This is a genomic window from Actinokineospora terrae (assembly GCF_900111175.1).
In the GTDB taxonomy this organism is placed as follows: domain Bacteria; phylum Actinomycetota; class Actinomycetes; order Mycobacteriales; family Pseudonocardiaceae; genus Actinokineospora; species Actinokineospora terrae.
Window position 1 is genome coordinate 256,332 of record NZ_FOGI01000009.1, and the last position, 18,018, is coordinate 274,349.

Annotated in this window: 20 protein-coding genes and 1 tRNA gene; 2 read left to right on the forward strand and 19 right to left on the reverse strand. The window is 69.6% G+C overall.

Annotated features, from left to right (window positions below; translation table 11 throughout):
• Positions 1 to 188: 188 nt before the first annotated feature.
• A complete protein-coding gene (locus BMY07_RS22045) occupies positions 189 to 1,931 on the forward strand; it encodes a recombinase family protein (protein ID WP_092781835.1) in 1,743 nt (580 codons plus the stop codon).
• Here the strand turns inward: BMY07_RS22045 and BMY07_RS22050 are convergent.
• The 9 genes from BMY07_RS22050 to BMY07_RS22090 all read right to left on the reverse strand — a co-directional run bounded on the left by BMY07_RS22050 (position 1,910) and on the right by BMY07_RS22090 (position 8,605).
• A tRNA-Leu gene (locus tag BMY07_RS22050) sits at positions 1,910 to 1,996 on the reverse strand. The two genes, BMY07_RS22045 and BMY07_RS22050, sit on opposite strands and share 22 nt — an antisense overlap.
• A gap of 16 nt (positions 1,997 to 2,012) precedes the next feature.
• Positions 2,013 to 2,825, reverse strand: a complete 813-nt coding sequence (locus BMY07_RS22055) for an MOSC domain-containing protein (protein ID WP_092781838.1) — start codon at positions 2,823 to 2,825, stop codon at positions 2,013 to 2,015.
• Positions 2,826 to 2,843: 18 nt separating this feature from the next.
• Positions 2,844 to 3,572, reverse strand: coding sequence for an amino acid ABC transporter ATP-binding protein (locus BMY07_RS22060; RefSeq protein WP_177215705.1), 729 nt, complete (start codon positions 3,570 to 3,572; stop codon positions 2,844 to 2,846).
• Positions 3,544 to 4,287, reverse strand: a complete 744-nt coding sequence (locus BMY07_RS22065) for an amino acid ABC transporter permease (protein ID WP_092781844.1) — start codon at positions 4,285 to 4,287, stop codon at positions 3,544 to 3,546. Before BMY07_RS22065 ends, BMY07_RS22060 begins: the two co-directional genes overlap by 29 nt.
• Complete coding sequence (locus BMY07_RS22070) at positions 4,287 to 5,084, reverse strand: ABC transporter substrate-binding protein (protein WP_092782271.1); 798 nt, start codon at positions 5,082 to 5,084, stop codon at positions 4,287 to 4,289. The genes BMY07_RS22065 and BMY07_RS22070 overlap by 1 nt, the downstream gene beginning before the upstream one ends.
• 160 nt (positions 5,085 to 5,244) lie before the next feature.
• Entirely contained in the window at positions 5,245 to 6,687 is a 1,443-nt protein-coding gene (gene purB, locus BMY07_RS22075) for an adenylosuccinate lyase (RefSeq protein WP_092781847.1), read from the reverse strand.
• Between the two features lie 11 nt (positions 6,688 to 6,698).
• Positions 6,699 to 7,280, reverse strand: a complete 582-nt coding sequence (locus BMY07_RS22080; protein ID WP_092781850.1) for a TetR/AcrR family transcriptional regulator — start codon at positions 7,278 to 7,280, stop codon at positions 6,699 to 6,701.
• Positions 7,281 to 7,307: 27 nt separating this feature from the next.
• Entirely contained in the window at positions 7,308 to 8,069 is a 762-nt protein-coding gene (locus BMY07_RS22085; protein WP_092781853.1) for a hypothetical protein, read from the reverse strand.
• Between the two features lie 17 nt (positions 8,070 to 8,086).
• Complete coding sequence (locus BMY07_RS22090; RefSeq protein ID WP_092781856.1) at positions 8,087 to 8,605, reverse strand: SigE family RNA polymerase sigma factor; 519 nt, start codon at positions 8,603 to 8,605, stop codon at positions 8,087 to 8,089.
• Between the two features lie 134 nt (positions 8,606 to 8,739).
• Between BMY07_RS22090 and BMY07_RS22095 the strand changes: the two genes are divergently transcribed.
• The gene (locus BMY07_RS22095; RefSeq protein ID WP_092781859.1) at positions 8,740 to 9,777 is read left to right on the forward strand and encodes a threonine aldolase family protein; all 1,038 of its coding nucleotides are present in this window, start codon (positions 8,740 to 8,742) and stop codon (positions 9,775 to 9,777) included.
• On the opposite strand, the gene BMY07_RS22100 is transcribed toward BMY07_RS22095, so the two are convergent.
• The 10 genes from BMY07_RS22100 to purD form a co-directional block, all read right to left on the reverse strand.
• Positions 9,743 to 10,492, reverse strand: coding sequence for a potassium channel family protein (locus BMY07_RS22100; protein ID WP_092781862.1), 750 nt, complete (start codon positions 10,490 to 10,492; stop codon positions 9,743 to 9,745). The genes BMY07_RS22095 and BMY07_RS22100 overlap by 35 nt on opposite strands.
• Before the next feature lie 33 nt (positions 10,493 to 10,525).
• Complete coding sequence (locus tag BMY07_RS34480) at positions 10,526 to 10,693, reverse strand: hypothetical protein (RefSeq protein WP_170224071.1); 168 nt, start codon at positions 10,691 to 10,693, stop codon at positions 10,526 to 10,528.
• A 90-nt stretch (positions 10,694 to 10,783) separates the two neighbouring features.
• On the reverse strand, positions 10,784 to 11,938 hold the full coding sequence (locus tag BMY07_RS22105) for a pyridoxal phosphate-dependent aminotransferase (protein WP_218150724.1): 1,155 nt from the start codon (positions 11,936 to 11,938) through the stop codon (positions 10,784 to 10,786).
• Positions 11,939 to 11,984: 46 nt separating this feature from the next.
• Complete coding sequence (locus tag BMY07_RS22110) at positions 11,985 to 13,151, reverse strand: WXG100 family type VII secretion target (RefSeq protein ID WP_092781865.1); 1,167 nt, start codon at positions 13,149 to 13,151, stop codon at positions 11,985 to 11,987.
• 10 nt (positions 13,152 to 13,161) lie between these two features.
• A complete protein-coding gene (locus BMY07_RS22115; RefSeq protein WP_092781868.1) occupies positions 13,162 to 13,461 on the reverse strand; it encodes a hypothetical protein in 300 nt (99 codons plus the stop codon).
• Positions 13,462 to 13,525: 64 nt separating this feature from the next.
• Positions 13,526 to 14,290: an ESX secretion-associated protein EspG gene (locus tag BMY07_RS22120; RefSeq protein ID WP_092781869.1), complete on the reverse strand. Its 765-nt coding sequence runs from the start codon at positions 14,288 to 14,290 to the stop codon at positions 13,526 to 13,528.
• 1 nt (position 14,291) lies between these two features.
• Positions 14,292 to 15,539, reverse strand: a complete 1,248-nt coding sequence (locus BMY07_RS22125) for a PPE domain-containing protein (protein ID WP_092781872.1) — start codon at positions 15,537 to 15,539, stop codon at positions 14,292 to 14,294.
• A gap of 10 nt (positions 15,540 to 15,549) precedes the next feature.
• Positions 15,550 to 16,155: a DUF3558 domain-containing protein gene (locus BMY07_RS22130; protein ID WP_177215706.1), complete on the reverse strand. Its 606-nt coding sequence runs from the start codon at positions 16,153 to 16,155 to the stop codon at positions 15,550 to 15,552.
• Complete coding sequence (locus BMY07_RS22135; protein ID WP_092781878.1) at positions 16,148 to 16,561, reverse strand: PE domain-containing protein; 414 nt, start codon at positions 16,559 to 16,561, stop codon at positions 16,148 to 16,150. The genes BMY07_RS22130 and BMY07_RS22135 overlap by 8 nt, the downstream gene beginning before the upstream one ends.
• 83 nt (positions 16,562 to 16,644) lie before the next feature.
• Positions 16,645 to 17,913, reverse strand: a complete 1,269-nt coding sequence (gene purD / locus BMY07_RS22140) for a phosphoribosylamine--glycine ligase (RefSeq protein ID WP_092781881.1) — start codon at positions 17,911 to 17,913, stop codon at positions 16,645 to 16,647.
• Positions 17,914 to 18,018: the final 105 nt, after the last annotated feature.

An 18,018-nucleotide genomic window follows, 5' to 3' on the forward strand; every position in this document is an offset into this window, starting at 1 on the left:
GGCGTCGATAGTGGCGCTGACCTGGGCGGTAGGCGGGTAGAGGCCCGAACGCTAACTGTGTACCGGCACGGGCTGGTGGTGCGTCGTCCGAGTGAACCTCCGGTACTGACCAGGCGGGGCTACCGGATTCTCCTTGCGCTTCTCATGGGCTACACCACCATGGGAGACCCGGAGAGGGGGAACCAGTCATGAGCGGTAGTCCGTGGTCGCGGTTCGATGAGTTGTTCGGTGTGGAGGTCGCCACCGACCCGATGGGCGACGAGGTCGGCCCGGTGGCGTTCTACGGCCGTTGCTCCACCGAGGACAACCAGGACCCGGAGACCTCACTCGGCTGGCAGCGCGGCAACGCTGAGAAGTTCGTCGGCCCTCTCGGAGGTCGGCGGGTCGCGACATTCTTCGACATCGGCCAGTCCCGATCAGTGCCGTGGGAGCGCCGAGAGGAAGCCTCGGCGCTGCTCGCCGGGCTCAAGGACCCGCGACGCACCTGGACCGGCGTGGTCGTGGGTGAGGGGACCCGGTGTTGGTTCGGCAACCAGTTCTCCCTGATCGCACCCCGGTTCGCCGCCTACGACGTGGACCTGTGGGTGCCGGAGCTTGGCGGCAAGTACGACCCACGCAACCCCTCTCACAAGATGCTGATGAGCGTGCTCGGCGGCATGAGCGAGTCCGAGCGCCAACACGTCCAAGCCCGGGTTCGCGCGGCGATGGACGCACAGGTCGTCAACGAAGGCCGCTACCAAGGTGGACGCGCACCGTATGGGTACAAGGTCGTTGACGCTGGCCTGCACCCCAACCCGCGGAAGGCGGCGGAAGGCTTTCACCTGCGCGTGCTGGAACTGGACGAGCAGGCCGCCGAAGTGGTGCGCCGGATCTTCGCCGACTACCTCAACGGCATGGGCGACCGGGCCATCGCCAACGCACTCAACCGCGACGCGATCCCCTGTCCCTCTGCGGCGCGGCCGGAGCAGAACAGGCACCGGATCGCCGATGGATGGCAGGGCGGCACGATCAAGGCAATTCTCGACAACCCCCGCTACACCGGTTACGCGTTCTTCGGCCGGTGGACGCGGCGGGAAATGCTGCTCGATCCCGACGACGTGAGCGCTGGGCATGTGGTGCGGTTCCGGCGAGCGGCGGCGGACAAGGTCGTGCGCTCACGAGAGCAGGCGCACCCGGTCATTATCCCAGTGGAGTTGTTCACCGAGGCCCAGTTGCGGCGGCGCGGGAAGGCTATCGGCGGTCTACGCACGGCGCGAAGGACTGAGCGATCGGGGAGGCCGACCAAACACACGTACCTGTTCCGCGGTCATCTTCGGTGCGGGGTGTGTTCCCGGAAGATGGAGGGCAGCCCGCGCAAGCACAGCATGTACTACCGCTGCCCGGCACGAACCTTGGCGCCCGGCTCCCCGTGGCTGGCGAGTCACCCGCCCACGATCTACCTGCGCGAGGACCCGCTACGCGACATCGTCAACGAGTGGCTAGCGGAGTTGCTGCACCCCGGTCGCGTGGACCGAACAGTGCAAGCCTTGGTCGATGCCCAGGGCGGACCAGGCGCGTTCGACCAGGAGGCCGCGCGGGCACGGTTGAAGGAGGCTGACGCCCGGCTACGGCGCTACCAGGACGCCATCGGCGCCGGAGTCGACCCCATCGCCTTGGTCGACGCTGTGAACCAGGCACAGGCCGAGCGAGAGGCGGCAGCAGCGGAGTTGGGTAAGGGGCTCGATCCCAGCGTGGTCACCGCGGAGGAGATCTACGCGAAGTTCAGCTCGCTGGGCGATGTACAAGCCGTGGTCGACAGCGGCGACCCGCTCACCCTGGCCAGCCTGTACAACGAGATGGGCGTGGAGATCAACTACCACGCTGGGGAGGAAGCCGTGGACATCACTGCGTCTCCACGGGTGAGTAGTGCTGGTGTCCGAGGGGGGACTTGAACCCCCACGCCCGTTAAGGGCACTAGCACCTCAAGCTAGCGCGTCTGCCATTCCGCCACCCGGACCAGGTGTGCGGACAGTCTACCCCTCGACCACGATGGCCTCGTCGTTGAGGTGGAGGGGGCCGGGGGTGAGGACGGCGTACTTGGCGCCGAAGGAGAGGCCGGGGCGGTCTGGGTCTCGGCGGTAGGTGGCTAGGGTGCGGGTGGGTTCGGGGCCTTTCTTCTCGCCGGTGGACTGGTCGACGGTGGGGACGGCGCAGCGGATGGCTCGGGTGGAGAAGCCGAGTTCTACCGGGCCGATGCGCAGGCGGATGGCTCGGTCCTCGGCGTGGGCTGGCCAGTCGGTGAGGGTGATGTTGGGGCGGAAGCGGTCCATGGGGACCGGGGGTTCGCCGGTGGCGGTGATGCGGGTGTTGAGGTCCGCGAGGGACGCCTCGGTGATCAGCAGGATGGCGTGGGCGTCACCGAAGGCGACCTTGCCCGGGTGCAGGCCCCAGCCGTCGCGGGTTTGGGTTGGGGGGAAGCGGACGAGGCGGACGTCGCGGTCGAGGGCCTGGCTGCACCACTTGGCGGCCAGGTCGCCCTGGTCGATGCCGTGGCCGTACCACTTGTTGAACATGCTGACCTCGCGCACCGGGCCGTCCGGCACCACCTCGACCAGGTGGTCGTCCAGGCCGTCGAGCGACAGCAGCAGGCCGCCGTCGACGACGGCCGCGCGGGCCGCGGCCATGGCCGGGACCTTGCGCTGGCTGATGAAGCTGCCGTCCGCCGCGTCGACGACCATGTACTGGCGGTCGCCGACCAGGCCGGTCTCCACGACGTCCGCGCTGGTCACCGGGACCGCTCGGAAGCCCTTCACCGGGTAGTACGCCAAACCGGACACTCTCGCCACGGCCTCGACTTTACCGAATCAGAGCACCTGGTCCAGGAACCTCCGCAGCCTGGGACTCGACGGTGACTCGAACACCCGACCCGGCGGCCCCACCTCGACGACCCGGCCGTGGTCCATGAACGCGACCTGGTCGGCGACCGACCGCGCGAAGCCCATCTCGTGCGTCACCACCACCATGGTCATCCCGGTGGCCGACAGCTCCGCCATCAGCCCCAGCACGCCCTTGACCAGTTCCGGGTCCAGCGCGCTGGTGGCCTCGTCGAACAGCATCACCTCCGGCCGCATGGCCAGCGCCCGCGCGATCGCGACCCGTTGCCGCTGACCGCCCGACAGCGCCGAGGGCCGGTACGGCGCCTTGTCCGCCAGCCCGACGTCGCCGAGGTGCCCCAGCGCCCGCTCGCGTGCCTCCTCTTTGGACAGCCGGAGCACGGACCGCAGCGGCAGCACCAGGTTGTCCAGCACGGTGCGGTGCGCGAACAGGTTGAAGTGCTGGAACACCATCCCGATCCGCCGCCGCAGCGCGTCCGGGTCGGCGCGCACCACGCTGACCTCGTCGAGCAGAACGTCACCGCGCGAGGGGCGTTCCAGCTGGTTGATCGCGCGCAGCAGCGTCGACTTGCCCGAGCCGGACGGCCCGATGACGCAGGTCGTCGACCCGCTCGGCACCGCCAGGTCCACCCCGCGCAGCACCTCCAGGGTGCCGAACGACACGTGCAGGTCAGCCACGCGCAGGCTCGAGTTCGTCAAGGGTGTCACCTCCCCGCACCGGTCGACCCTCGCGCAGGCGGCGGTCGACGGCGTTCACCAGGTGCGTCAGCGGAACCGTGATCGCCAGGTACACCAGCCCGGCGGCGACCAGCGGCGACTGGTTGCCGGTGTTGGCCGCCAGGTCCTGCCCGATGCGGAACAGCTCCCGCTGCGAGACCAGCAACCCGAGGAAGTACACCAGGCTGGAGTCCTTGACCAGCGAGATGAACTGGTTCACCAGCGCGGGCAGCACCCGCCGGATCCCCTGCGGCACGACGACGCGGGCCATCGTGGCGGTGTGCGTCATGCCCAGCGCCCGCGCCGCCTCGGACTGTCCTTTGTCGACGCTCTGGATGCCTGCGCGGAAGATCTCGCCGATGTAGGCCGAGGCGATCAGGCTCAGCGCCAGGATGCCCAGCGGGTACGGGTTGGTGCCGACCAGCGGCCTGGCCACGACCGCGAGACCCTGCCCGACCAGCAGGATCGTCACGATCGCGGGCAGGCCGCGGAAGATGTCGGTGTAGACCCGCGCGGGCCAGCGCAGCCACCGCCGGTGCGACAGGCCGAGCAGCGCGAGCCCCAACCCCAGGACCGTGCCGAGCACCGCCGAGAACCCCGCGAGGACCAGCGTGTTGACCAGGCCGGTCTTGAGCAGGTCCGGCAGGACCTCGGCGATGTAGTCCCAGTTGAGGAACGTGTCGAGCAGGTCGGACATCAGGACTTGGGCTTGAACTTGTCCGGCACCGGCACGCTCGGGATGAACTTGTCGTGCAGCTTCTGCCAGGTGCCGTCCGCGATCACCGCGCGCAGGCCGTCGTTGAGCTTGCCGCGCAGTTCGTCGTTGCCCTTGCGGACGGCGAACCCGTGCGGCAGGTCGTTGGCCTCGATGGTCGCGGTGACGGCGAGGGTCGGATCTTCCTTGGCGTACTTCTCGGCGATGGTCAGGTCGACCACCCAGGCGTCGGCGTTGCCGTTGCGCAGGCCCGCGATCGCGGTGTCGTAGCTGGGGAAGCGGACGACCTGCGCGCCGGGCACGGTGGCGCCGAGGTACTTGTCGCCCACGGTGGCCTGGATCACCGCGACGCGCTTGCCGTCGAGCAGCTTGGCGTCGGTGATGCCCTTGTCCTTGCTCAGGATCGAGATGTACTCGTAGTTGTACGGATCGGTGAAGTCGACGGTCTTGCGCCGCTCCTCGGTCTGCGCGATGGCCGACGAGCCCGCGTCGTAGGTCTTGTTGGCGACCTGGCCGAGCAGGGCGGAGAAGTCGGTGCCGACGAACTCGACCTTGTACCCGGCCTTGTCGGCGACGGCCTTGAACAGCTCGTTGTCGAACCCGGTGTAGACGCCGTTCTCCTGGTAGACGTTCGGCGGGGCGTCGCCGAGGGTGCCGACCCGCAGCGTCTGGGCGCCGCCCTGGCCCGCGTCCGAGGACGAGCCGCACCCGGTCAGCGCGGTCGTGGCGGTGATACCGGCAACGGCGAGCGCGACTACGCGCAGCAATGAGGTTCGCATCCGTCTTCCGTCGTTCATGTGCTTGTCGCACAACAGGTTCACGAGGGCGGGGAGGTCTGATCCCCGCCCTCGTTCGTCACCGACGGTATGCACGTGTCCGGGCGCGCGCCAAAATCGGGCGAATCTCTCACATACCGGGACCGCGATCGGGTGATGCCGGCTACAGGATGGCGCCGGGTGCGTAGCCCGCCGCCTCCGGGAACCGGGCCAGCACGGCCTCGACCCGCTTGGCGACCTCGGCCACCTGCGCGCCCGCGACCCCGGTGAACGGGAGCCGGTCGGCGAGAAGTGCGTCGAGCGCGGCGCGGTCGAGCGGGATGCGGTCGTCGGCGGCGAGCCGGTCGAGCAGGTCGTTGTCGGCCGCGCCGCGCTCGCGCATGGCCAGCGCCACCGCGACGGCGTGCTCCTTGATCGCCTCGTGCGCGGTCTCCCGGCCGACCCCGGCCTGCACCGAGGCCATCAGCACCTTGGTGGTGGCCAGGAACGGCAGGTAGCGGTCCAGCTCGCGGGCGATCACCGCGGGGTAGGCGCCGAACTCGTCGAGCACGGTGAGGAACGTCTCAAGTAGACCGTCGATGGCGAAGAAGGCGTCCGGCAGCGCGACCCGGCGCACTACAGAGCAGGACACGTCGCCCTCGTTCCACTGGTCGCCCGCCAGCTCGCCGGTCATCGACGCGTAGCCGCGCAGGATGACCGCGAGGCCGTTGACCCGCTCGCAGGAGCGCGTGTTCATCTTGTGCGGCATGGCCGACGACCCGACCTGGCCCGGCTTGAAGCCCTCGGTGACCAGCTCGTGCCCCGCCATCAGCCGGATGGTCTTGGCCAGGCTCGACGGCGCGGCGGCGACCTGGACTAGAGCCGTGACGACATCGAAGTCCAGCGAGCGCGGGTAGACCTGCCCGACGCTGACGAAGTGCTCCTCGAAGCCCAGGTGACCGGCGACGGTCTGCTCCAACCGCGCCAGCTTGTCCTGGTCACCGCCGAGCAGGTCCAACATGTCCTGCGCGGTGCCGACCGGGCCCTTGATGCCACGCAGCGGGTAGCGCGCGATCAGCTCGTCAAGGCGTACGAACGCGACCAGCAGTTCGTCGGCGGCGGTCGCGAACCGCTTCCCGAGCGTGGTGGCCTGCGCGGCGACGTTGTGCGAACGGCCCGTGATCACCAGGTCCGCGTGCTCGGCGGCGAGCCGGGCGAGCCTGGCCAGCACCGCGGCGACCCGGACCCGGATCAGCTCCAGCGACCGGCGGACCTGCAGCTGCTCGACGTTCTCGGTGAGGTCGCGCGATGTCATGCCCTTGTGCACGTGCTCGTGCCCGGCCAGCGCGTTGAACTCCTCGATGCGGGCCTTCACGTCGTGCCGGGTGATCCGCTCACGTGCGGCGATACTCACCAGGTCGACCTGGTCGAGCACGCGCCGGTAGTCGTCGACGACACCCGCGGGGACCTCGATGCCCAGCTCGGCCTGGGCGGCCAGCACGGCGAGCCACAGCTCGCGCTCGAGGGTGACCTTGGCCTCCGGTGACCACAGCGCGGCCAGCTCGGTCGAGGCGTAGCGTCCGGCGAGGACGTTGGGGATGCTGGGCTTCTGCTGAGCTGCGGTCACGTCTGCCCAGCTTACGCGAGGGCGTCGCGCAGCATTCGCTTCGCCGCCGCGCGCGGATCCGGGTTGACCTCGATGAGCGCGTTGACCACCGCGCCGTCCACCAACGCGATCAGCTGCTCCAGCCGGACGTGGTCGAGTTCCGCGCCCGCGCGCACGCAGGTGTCCATAAGGAGCGTGCGCAACTCCGCGCCCAGCTCAAGCATCAACGGGCGCAGGTAGGGCCGACGGCCAGTGGCCACGAGTCGCTCGTACCGCAGCAAAACGGCCTCGGCGTCGTTGGCATTAACCGGGCCGAGTAGCTGATCGATCACCAGCTCGACGAGATGGTCAACGCCGCGCGGTGGCTCGGTCATCGCCGCTAGCACCGCTCGGCCCCTGGCCAGTTCAGCGCGACCGTGCTGCTCGATGGCGGCGCCGATGAGCTCGTCGAGGGACTCGAAGTAGTAGGTGGTCGACGCCAGCGGCAACCCCGCGCGCTCGGCGACGGCGCGGTGGCGGACCGCGTCGAAGCCGCCCTCGATGAGCAGCTCGACGGCGGCCGCGACGAGTGCGTGCCTGCGGCGCTCGCCCTTGGGGGTGCTGGCGGTGGTCATGGGGGGATTGTGCCGCCGGCCGCCCGGTCAGTACCGGGTAGCCAGCTTCCCGGCGATGGACCTGAGGTCGTCCTCGGTGATCGGCGGCGCTGCGGAACCCGAGACACCCTCGACGCTGAGCACGAGCGTCGCACCGGACTTGGTGGCGCTGACGGAGCCGGTCGCCCCGCTGCGGTCGCCCCACGGCGGCTGCAGCATCTGGCCGGTACCGGCGGGGGTCAGCATGATCGACACGAGGCCGCGCAGCGGGCCCTCGGTCACCTCGAAGGCGGCCGACCGGGACCCGGTGGGGCAGCTCAGCGGCGAAGAGCGGTCCTTGCCGCGGGAAACGGCGGACGGGAGCTCGCCCGCGAGGGCAGCAGCGAGCTCCCCGTCCACCGTTCCGCACCCGCCAGGGGTGCCGTCGGCACTAGGGCCGACATCTCCACTCGTCGAGCCCCCCTGCTTGGGCGTCGACGACGGAGAGCCTGGATCCGCCCCGGCAATGCGCGGGCCGTTGTCAGTGGGTACCTCGTTCGGAACCGGATTCGTGTTACGTTCCAGCACCGAGGCGGGCGGGGCTGCGGCCGAATCGTTATTCGACCCACCGGATGGCCCGGACCAGATCCCGACCCCGGCGATGACCCCACCGACCAGCAGAGCGAAGCCTAGCGCCGAACCGGCGACCAGGCTGTTCCTCTTTCGGGTCAACCTGGCCGACCGGGCGAGGACGTCACCGTGCTCGAACGACGGCGGCGGCACGTCACCGACCGCGGCGTGGAACACCTCGGAGATCTTGCGCTCGTCCACCTACATCCACCTCCCCGTCACGAAGTCGACCGAAGGTCGTCAACCGAGTCGCCCAGCACCTCGCGCAACGTCGCGAGCCCCCGGGCGGTCTGGCTCTTCACGGTCCCCTCCGAACACTTCAGCGCCTCCGCGGTGGAGGCGACGTCGAGCCCTTCGAGGAACCTCAGGACGAGCACGGCCCGCTGCCTCGGCGGCACCTTGGCCAGACCGTCCACCAGCGCCGAGCGGGTCGCCACCGACTCGCCGACATCGGTGTCGGTGGTGGCCTGCTCGGGGACCGCGTCGACGTGGCGCTCCCGCCGCCACGTCCGCCTGGTCTCGTCGATCATCGCGCGGAGCACCGACCTGCGGACGTAAGCGTCCAGGGCCCCGCGGTCCCGGATCTTGCGCCACCGGCGGTGCAGCGCGACGAACGCCGTCTGGGTGAGGTCGTCCGCCCGGTGCCAGTCACCGCAGAGCAAGTACGCGGTTCTTCGCACGGCGTCACGCCTTGCCGTGAAGTACTCCGCGAACTCCTGCTCCTCGCGCTGGTCCACGCGGACGCTCTCCGCTCGTCTTGTCTACGGGTAGGGGACGGACGTGCCCCCGCTAACGGTTGCACGCGACACCGCAGAGACATACGCCACCCCCACCACCAGCCGAATGGACGACGCTGTGGTGTGATCGGATCGTGACTTACGCGCGCCGGATCGATCTCCGCTCGGACACGGTTACCCAGCCCGACGAGACCATGCGGGTGGCGATGTCCTCCGCCCAGGTCGGCGACGACGTGCTGGACCACGACCCCACGATGCGCAGACTCGAGGAGGAGACCGCCGCGCGGCTGGGCATGGAGGCGGCGCTGTGGGTGCCCAGCGGGACCATGGGGAACGTCATCGCGATGGTCATCCACCTGCGCCGCGGCGACCGGTTCCTGGCACCGCGGGCGGCGCACGTGCTGGAGGCGGAGCTGGGCAGTTCGGCGTGGTTGGCCGGGGGGATGCCGCAGCCGCTGGAGTGGACGGTCGGGCCCGGTCGGATCAACGCGGAGGACGTGCGGTCGTACGCCACGCAGTCATCCCCTTACTACGCGCTCACGACTCGGTTGCTCTGCCTGGAGAACACGCACAACTTCGCGGGCGGAACGGTTACGCCGCCTGACGAACACGCCTTGCTGGTGTCTGCGGCGCGCGAGGCCGGTCTGCTGGTTCACCTTGACGGGGCCAGGTTGTGGAACGCCTCGGTCGCGCTCGGGGTCCCTCCGGCGGCGCTGACGGTGGGCGTGGACACCGTGCAGGTCTGTTTGAGCAAGGGGCTTGGTGCGCCCGTTGGGTCTGTCGTCGCCGGTTCGCGGTCGTTCGTGCAAGAAGCGCGGCGGGTACGGAAGATGCTCGGCGGCGGGGTCCGGCAGGGCGGTGTGCTCGCGGCGGCCGGTTTGGTGGCGCTGGAACGGATCGACGACCTGGCGACCGACCACGCGAACGCGGCCATGCTGGCCGAGGGGCTGGCCGAGCTGGGCTGGGAGGTCGGCAAGCCGGAGACCAACATCGTCATCGCCGCGGTGCCGGACACGGCGGCGGCGCTGGCCGGGCTGGACCGGGTCGACGTGCTGGCCACGGCGGTGCCGGGGGGTGTGCGGTTCGTGACGCACCGGGACGCGCCGGAGCTCGACGTCGCCGAGGCGCTGCGGCGGATCAGCGCGGCGCGGAGTCCGGCTCCGGCCGCGTGAGCTCGGCGCGCAGCAGGGCGATCTCCTCGCGCAGCGCCTGCACCTCGGACCGGGTGGTCGCCTCGATGGACGCCTCGGCGCCCGCGATCTTCTCCACGAACCAGGAGGCGATCACACCGGTCACCACACCGAGCAGGGCGATCCCGCCGACCATCAACGCGCCCGCGACCAGCCTGCCCTCGGTGGTCACCGGGTAGCGGTCGCCGTAGCCGACGGTGGAGATCGTGGTGAGCGTCCACCACAGGGCGTCACCGAAGCTGGTGATGGTCGCGTTCGGGTCGTTGCGCTCCGCGTCCAGGACGGCGAGCGCGGCACCGAAGGCGACCATCAGCGTCGCGCCACCGACGTAGACGCCGACCTGCCCGCGCAACCCGCTGCCGAGCCTGCGGTTGATCACCTTGAAGACGGTGACCAGCCGCAGCGCGCGCAGCTGCCGCACCATCGGCAGCGCTACCACGACCAGGTCGAAGAGGTGCTTGCCGACGAACCGCCACTTCCGCTTGGCCAGTCCTAACCGGACCAGGTAGTCCACAGCGAACACGCCCCAGACCACCCATAACCAGACCTCTAGCCACCACTGCACCCGCGGCGAGTTGGCGGTACCCAGCACTTGCCAGGCGTAGGCCACCAGGAAGGCCACCGCGAGACCGGTCAACGGCCACTCGGTGCGGGCTTCCCAGGCGGCCAGCCGCGCCTCGTCGGGGTTCTTGGACACCCCGACATCCTCACCCGAACGGGCTAGCCCTGGCTAGCGGATCTGGCCGCGGGACTTGCCCTTGATCGCCCCGTACGCGGCGATGCCCACCGTGGCCACCGCGGCGATGATGAGCAGCGTGCCGACGGCCTTGAAGAGGAAGCCGATGACGCTGAACGCGATCCAGATGACGATGATCGCGCCGATGATCTTGAGGAGCATGTCCGCCGCCTTTCGGGGTTCTCACCAGGTCAACGCGGGGGTGGGGGTGGTCGTTCCCAACGGACCCGGGTTCTCTTGGACCCTGGTCCGCTAGAGCCAGGCGGTCAGGCGGGCCAAGGCTTCCTTGATGTCGTGGGTGGCACCCGCGAAGGAGAAGCGGACGTAGTTGCCGCCGGTCTCCGGGTCGAAATCGATACCCGGGACGATGGCGACACCGGTCTCGGCAAGCAGGCGTTGGCAGAAACTCATCGAGTCATGGGTCAGGTGCGAGACATCCGCATAGGCATAGAAGGCGCCATCAGCCGGGGCCACTCGGGTTATGCCTGCGGCGGTTAGGCCGTCCAGCAGGAGCGTGCGGTTGGCGGCGTAGTGCGCGACGTGGGCGTCTAGTTCCGTGTAGACCTCTGGGTCGAACGCCGCGACGCCCGCGTGTTGGGCGATGGCCGGGGCGCAGATGGTGAAGTTCCCGGTGAGGCAGTCGACCGCGCGGTGCAGGCGCTGGGGGACGAGCAGCCAGCCGAGGCGCCACCCGGTCATCGCGAAGTACTTGGAGAACGAGTTGACGACCACGGCCTCGCGGGAGAACTGCCAGGCTGACGCGGTCTCGGCGCCGTAGGAGATGCCGTGGTAGATCTCGTCGCTGACCAGCTGCACGCCGCGCTCGGCGCACCAGCCCGCGATGGCGGCGAGCTCGGCGGGCGCGAGGACGGTGCCGGTCGGGTTGGCCGGGCTGGCGATGACCAGGCCGTCGATGGGGCCGATCTCGTCGAGCATGTCGACCGTGGGCTGGAACCGGGTCTGCTCGTCGCACGGAAGCTCGATGACGTCGCAGCCCAGGGCGGTGAGGATGTTGCGGTACGCCGGGTAGCCCGGGCGGGCGAGGGCAACCCTGTCTCCCGCGTCGAACGCTGACAGGAACGCCAGCAGGAAGCCGCCGGAAGAGCCGGTAGTGACAACGACGTCCTGCGACGAGACGTCCAGGTTGTACCGGTTCGCGTAGTGGCCCGCGATCGCCTCGCGCAGCTCGGGGATGCCCAGTTGCTCGGTGTAACCGAGTGGCTGCGATCCCAGGGCCTCAGCAGCGGCGATCTTCACCGCCTGCGGGGCGCCGCTGGACGGCTGGCCCGCGGCGAGCGAGATCATGTCGCCGTGGGTGCGCTGGCGGACGTTGGCTGCCGACACGACATCCATCACGTGGAACGGCGGGACGGCGGCGCGGTCGGCCACCTTGAGCAGCGCGTGCATGGGGTCAGCCTAGTGACGAGCGCCAGTCGCGACGAACCAGCGACGCTCAGTAGCCGACGTAGCCGCCACCGCCGTGCGTGGCCTTGATCCCGGGGACGTTGGACAGCGAGCCGTAGCGGGAGACCGCGTAGTTCACGCCCGCGCAGATGTTGTCGACGGGGTTCCAGACGTTGTTGTGGCCGGGTAGGGCGTAAGAGTTGAAGGTTGGGTCGATCGTCTGCATGAGGCCCTTGGACGGGGTGCCCTTGGCCGCGTTGGAGTCCCAGTTGTTGATCGCGTTCGGGTTGCCGCCGGACTCGTGCTGGATGATCTCCCAGATGAGCTGGGCGTCGGCCTCGGTGACGTTGATGCCCCTGGCGCGCAGCAGCTCGATGGCCTGGCGGATCCACTCCTGGACGTTGCCGGGGGGAGGGCTGCTGGGCGGGCCGCCGCTGGACCCCAGGCCGCCGCTATGGCCCTGTCCGCCGCCTCCGCCGTGGCCCTGTCCGCCGCCGCTGTGGCCTTGTCCACCGCTGTCGCTGTGGCCGCCGCCGGTAGTGCTACCTGCCGCCTGTGGGGCCTTCGTGGGGCCGTCCGGAGTGGACTGCGCCGAGGTCGTCGCGGTGGTGGGAGTCCACTCGACACGCTTGCCCGGCGCGGGGGTGAAGGCCTGGGTGTTGGGGTCCGGGAGTTCGGAGAACTTCGGGCTTGGCTTGTGGGCATTCAGCGCGGACGCGGCGGTTGAGACTGCCTGCTCGGCGTGGTCGATCTGCGCGGTGACACGGCTGCGGTAACCGCTGGCCAGTCCATCGACGTAGCTGCGCTTCTCTTGCTCTGTCGCCTCTGGGTTGGCGTTGAACCAAGAGGTGGCGTTGTCGTATAGCTCGCCGAAGATGCCTTCTAGCGTGTCTCGCGCTGCCTGGAGTCCCGTAGCGGCGGTACGTAACTCTGCTGCGGCGGCGGTAAGAGCCTCGTTGAGCGATTGGCCCGCTTTGGTGAAGTTGGCCATGTAGGCGACAAATCCGTCTGCGGAGGTGCCTTGCCACGCGCCATCTAGCTGCTTGACCGAGTTGTCGACCTTGCCGACAGAGTCAGTGCTACCGGTGGCGGCTTGAGTGAACTTGGCGGCTAAGTCATTGATGGCACCGGGCTGCGCCGAGTAGACCTTGTTCGCGCTCTCGGCCAGTTCCGCGGCGATGCCACCGAGGCCTGCGGCGGAGTCCCTCGCGTTCACGTCGCGCTCCTCAGACCGTCAGCGACCGCGCGGCGGCCTGCTCGTTGTTGGCCACCGTCGTCCCGATGGCGTCCAGGGCCCGGTCGACGGACCCGAGCACCGCTCCGGCCCGGTCCAGCTCGTCGCCCGCACTGGTGGCGAGGGTGCGGACGGCGGTCGCGAGGGCCGCGGAACTGGGCAAAGTGCCGAAAACGCCGCCATCGGCCTCACGCGGCAGGGCGTCGCCCGCGGCGGCGACCGGTCCGGCCTGGCCCGCGACGGCGGCCCGGCACTGCTCGATGGCTTGCAGGTTGTAGTCAGCGCCAGCCACAGCTCCCCCTTGGCAAATCGGTGCTCGACTCAGACGGCGGGGGCGGGACGCCGGTTCCAGTCGATCACGCGTCGTTGAGGAGGTCCCAGACCGCGGCGGCGAGTCGCGCGTTGTCGGCAGGGGCGACCGTGCTCCATACCTGGCCGTCGTTGCTGTTCTTGGCGACGTGCACGTACCGGCCCTGATGGGTGTCATGGAAGGCGACAACCCTGTCGGCCCGCTGCTTGCGTTGGTCGCGGCCGACGCGCTCGAGGCCGAACTGACCGCGTACGCCGATGCCCGAGAACATCAGCGCCATGGCTTGCGCTTCATAGAGGGGCAAGCCTGCGCGTTGGAGCGGGGTGACCAGATTGTGCGGTTCGCCCCCGGCACGCCTATCGGCGTCGATGAGGACATCCCGCAAGAGGCTCACCGAACGACCGGGGCCAGCGGGAGCCTCACCTGCGACAGATACCGCTGCCTCGGCCAGTGCGGTCGTACGGGCCGGGATGAGCCAGACCTGATCGTTGTCGACTACAGCTAGACCCGCTTGATCACCGGATGCCACCGCGAGTGCCTTGATCTCACGGTCGGTCCACACCCAGACATCAACGCTGACCTGGGCGTGCGCAAGGAGGCTAAGCCTGTCTGCCAGCTCCGGCTCCGCGCGGCCGCGTGCGGCTAGACCACGGCGTTCCAAGTCGCGGAACGCTGCGGCGACCAGGTCGGCGCGCTCGGTGTGGGTCTTACCGGGGCTGGGGACGTCGATGGCCACGTGCCGCAGCGGGAGCCGTTCGGACTCCCAGAGGACGTCGAACTCGAGGGCGGACAGGACGATGCTGGCGGACAAGTCAGTCGTCTTCGCCGAGGACGGGGGCGATCACCAGGCGGTCGTCGCCGAAGAGGTCCTCGGAGTCGATGCCGTACTTGCGCACGTGCTCCTCGTCGTCTTCGCCGTTGGCCGCCGCACCCGCCGCGGGCTGCATCAGCGACGAGGCAGGCTTACCGCTCTTACTGCCGCCGATCTTCTCCGCGCTGCGGGCCGCACGCGCCTCTTCCTCCGGTGCGCCTGCGATAGGGCTAACGGGCCGCTGCTTGCCTTGACCGCTCTGCGGACCTTGCGTGCTACCGCCGCGCACGACCTTGTCCTTCTCCAGCGCCGAGCCTGCCGCCGCACCCGCGCCACCGGCCCCAGCGATGCCCGCTGCGGTCGCGATCTCGCCCATCAGCTGACCGGAGAAGCCTGTGCGAAAGACGTTGAGCGCGTTGGTGGCGACCGGGAGACCGCCCATGGGCGGCATGACCGGGCCGATGCCGGAGACGCGACCGAGGGCGGGGAGCTGGGAGGTGCCCGGGACGGGGTTGAGTCCGACCGTGGGCGCGGGGCCCGAGTGGATCGGGCTGGCGCCGGTGAAGTTGCCGGGTAGCGGTGTCCCTAGCTGTGGACGGTTGGTGCTACCGCCGCCGGTGGGGGTGAACGGGTCCTGGCCGCCGTGGAAGCTCTGGACGCCGGTAGTGCCCTTCGAACCGGGCTGCTGCGTTCCAACTCCTACCGCGGGCGGGACAGGGAGGTTCTGGAAGTTACCGAGCGCGTTCTGGCTACCGCGGGCGTAGTCGTTCATCGACCCGATCGCCTGCTGGCGCGCTGCTTGCGTGCGCTGCACCTCGGCGGCGTGCGGTGTGGTGTGACCGACCAGGCCCATCCCCTTGTCCCACATGTTCATCTGGGTGGCGCCGCGCAACTGGCTGCCATCGGGCGCACTGTTGCGCGTCGTGGAGAACGTGTCCCCCTGCTCACTGACCCCACCAGCCGAATGCGCCACCGTCGGCACCGCGTCCGCCGCGTACACACTCGACTGCTTCGTCGCCTCGACACCCCCATCGGCGGCGGCACCCTGCCACTCGACGCCGATCTTCGCGAGCTCCTCGCGCAACGCCCGATCGGTATCGGCCAACCCGTCCGCGATCTGCATCAACGCCCGCACGGCCTTGAACAAGCTCTCCGACCCGGGCCCCTGCCGCAACCGATCGACCTGATCAGCCAACGCGTCGTAGTCGTAACCCTCGAACCGCAGGTCAGCCAGCCCGCTCTCCGCCATCGTCAGCCCCTCACACCAGCGTCTTCAACGTGGTCAACGCCAGACCGGCCGCCTTCTCACTCATCCGGCAGACCTCGTCCTGGGTGAAATCCTTGCCCATGGTCGACGTCGTGACCTGGAGCTGCTGCCCCTGGGCGACATCGATCGCGGTTGTGCATGGAGCGCTGTTCGGACCCTCGCCCCGGAGTCGGTAGGTGGCGGCGCCGTAGTCCTGAACGGAACCCGGGTGTACTTCGACATTGCGCTTTTCGGTGAGCCACGCCTCAACGCCCTCCGTGGTGACGAGGAGCGCGTCGTAGTCGTAGAAGCTGCTAGCGGTGACTTCGAAAGCGCATCCCTTGGCGCCTTTGTAGGTCTCCGATGTCGACGAATAGGGACGGACGCGATTCACCTTCAGCTCATCTTGCTGAGCAGTGGCAAGCAGCTTGCAGGGGTCGACCGCGTCCAGCTTGAGGTCGCGGGGCCGTTTGGGCAGCTCGGCGGTGGGCTTGGTCGTCGAGGTCGGCACCTCCTCGCCACCACTGGATGTGGGCGAGGGCGACCCCTGTTCGGCCGTTGTGCATGAGGAAAGCAGCAGCACGCCGGTGGCTGCGACGAGGACCAGACGACTACTCAACGCGCGTTCCGATCGCCGTGGCGATTTCCTGCTCGGTGTAGCCATAAGTCTTCGCGCTTTCCTGGAGTTGCCGCACCAAGTCGTTCAGCGAAGACATGTATTCCACAACCCGTTGCCGGTAGGAACCGTCCTGCTGGCTGAGGCGCTCGTTCCACTCCTGGGCGACCTGGACGCTGACGTCGTCATCACCTGGCGGCACGACGTTGAGGTCGACCAGCGCGCCCTTGATGCGGTCCTGCAGCGAGTCGATCTGCGTCTGGATGACCTTGGCGGCGGCCAGGACGTTGTCGTGGTTGATGAGGAACTGGCCTGCTGAGGTGGCGGTGGGGTGGTGCAGGGAGTTGGCGGCCATGCGGGCGTTGGCGGTTACCGCTGCTAGCGCGCCGGACTGGGTGGTGTCGGTCATGGCCGGGTACCCCCTGGGTCGTCGTCTCCCGTTCGAGGTTACCAACGCGGGTGCGGTGGTCACCGTGAGTTCGCGAGAAAGGCCTAGTTGGTGACCGGGACGCCGATCTCGCCGTTGATGGCGCGCAGGGCGATGTCGGTGCGGTGGTGGGAGCCGGGGAGGTGGACGGCGGTGACCTTGCGGTACGCGTCGTCGCGGGCGGCGGGGAGGGTGTCGCCGGTGCCGACGACGGCGAGGACGCGGCCGCCTGCGGAGATGAGGGCGCCGTCGTCGCGGCGGCGGGTGCCCGCGTGCAGGACGCCGTCGGCCTCGGCGCCGGTGATGGTGTCGCCGGTGCGGGGGCGGCCGGGGTAGCCGTCGGCGGCGATGACGACCGTGACGGCGGAACCTTCGGCCCACTCGAGCGGGGGGTGCTCGGCGAGGCGGCCCTGGGCGGCGGCGAGGAGCAGGCGGGACAGCGGGCTGCGCAGCAGCGCCAGGACGGACTGGGTCTCCGGGTCGCCGAAGCGGCAGTTGAACTCGATGACCTCGGGGCCGTTGGACGTCAGCGCCAGGCCCGCGTAGAGCAGGCCGGAGAACGGGGTGCCGCGGCGGGCCATCTCGGCGACGACCGGCTCGATGATGCGGGTCACGACGTCGCTGACCAGGCCTTCCGGCACCCACGGCAGCGGCGCGTACGCACCCATGCCGCCGGTGTTCGGGCCCGAATCGCCGTTGCCGACGCGCTTGAAGTCCTGCGCGGGCAGCAGCGGAACCACGGCGCCCTCGGCGTCGACCACGCAGAACAGCGACACCTCGGGGCCGTCGAGGAACGACTCCAGCAGCACGGGGTGGCCGTCGTCGAGCAGGGTCATGGCGTGCGCGCGGGCGGCGTGCACATCGGTGGTGACCACGACGCCCTTGCCCGCCGCGAGGCCGTCGTCCTTGACCACCCAGGTCGGGCCGAACCGGGCGAGGGCGGCGTCGAGGCGCGCGGGGTTGTCGACGATCTCGCTGTGCGCGGTCGGCACCCCGGCGGTCGTCATGACGTCCTTCGCGAACGCCTTCGACCCCTCGATCCGCGCGGCGTCGGCACCCGGCCCGAAGCAGGCGAACCCAGCCGCCCGCACCGCGTCGGCCACACCGGCGACCAGCGGACCCTCCGGCCCGATCACCACCAGGTCGGCCTTCCACCGCCCCGCCAACCCGACCACGGACTCCGCGTCCACCGCGTCGACCCCGTAGGTCTCGGCGAGCGACGCCGTACCCGCGTTACCCGGGGCGCACGCGAGCGCGACCACCTCCGGGTCCTTGGAGAGGGCCAGGACCAGGGCATGTTCGCGGGCACCAGACCCGACCACCAGGACTCGCACGGTCAGCCAGGGTAGATGCCCGCCCGGCCCCTCCCGCCGCCACCCCTGTGAACTGGGAACACGGGGAGCGGAGTGGGGAGTTGATCACCGGCTGGGGTGGGAGTG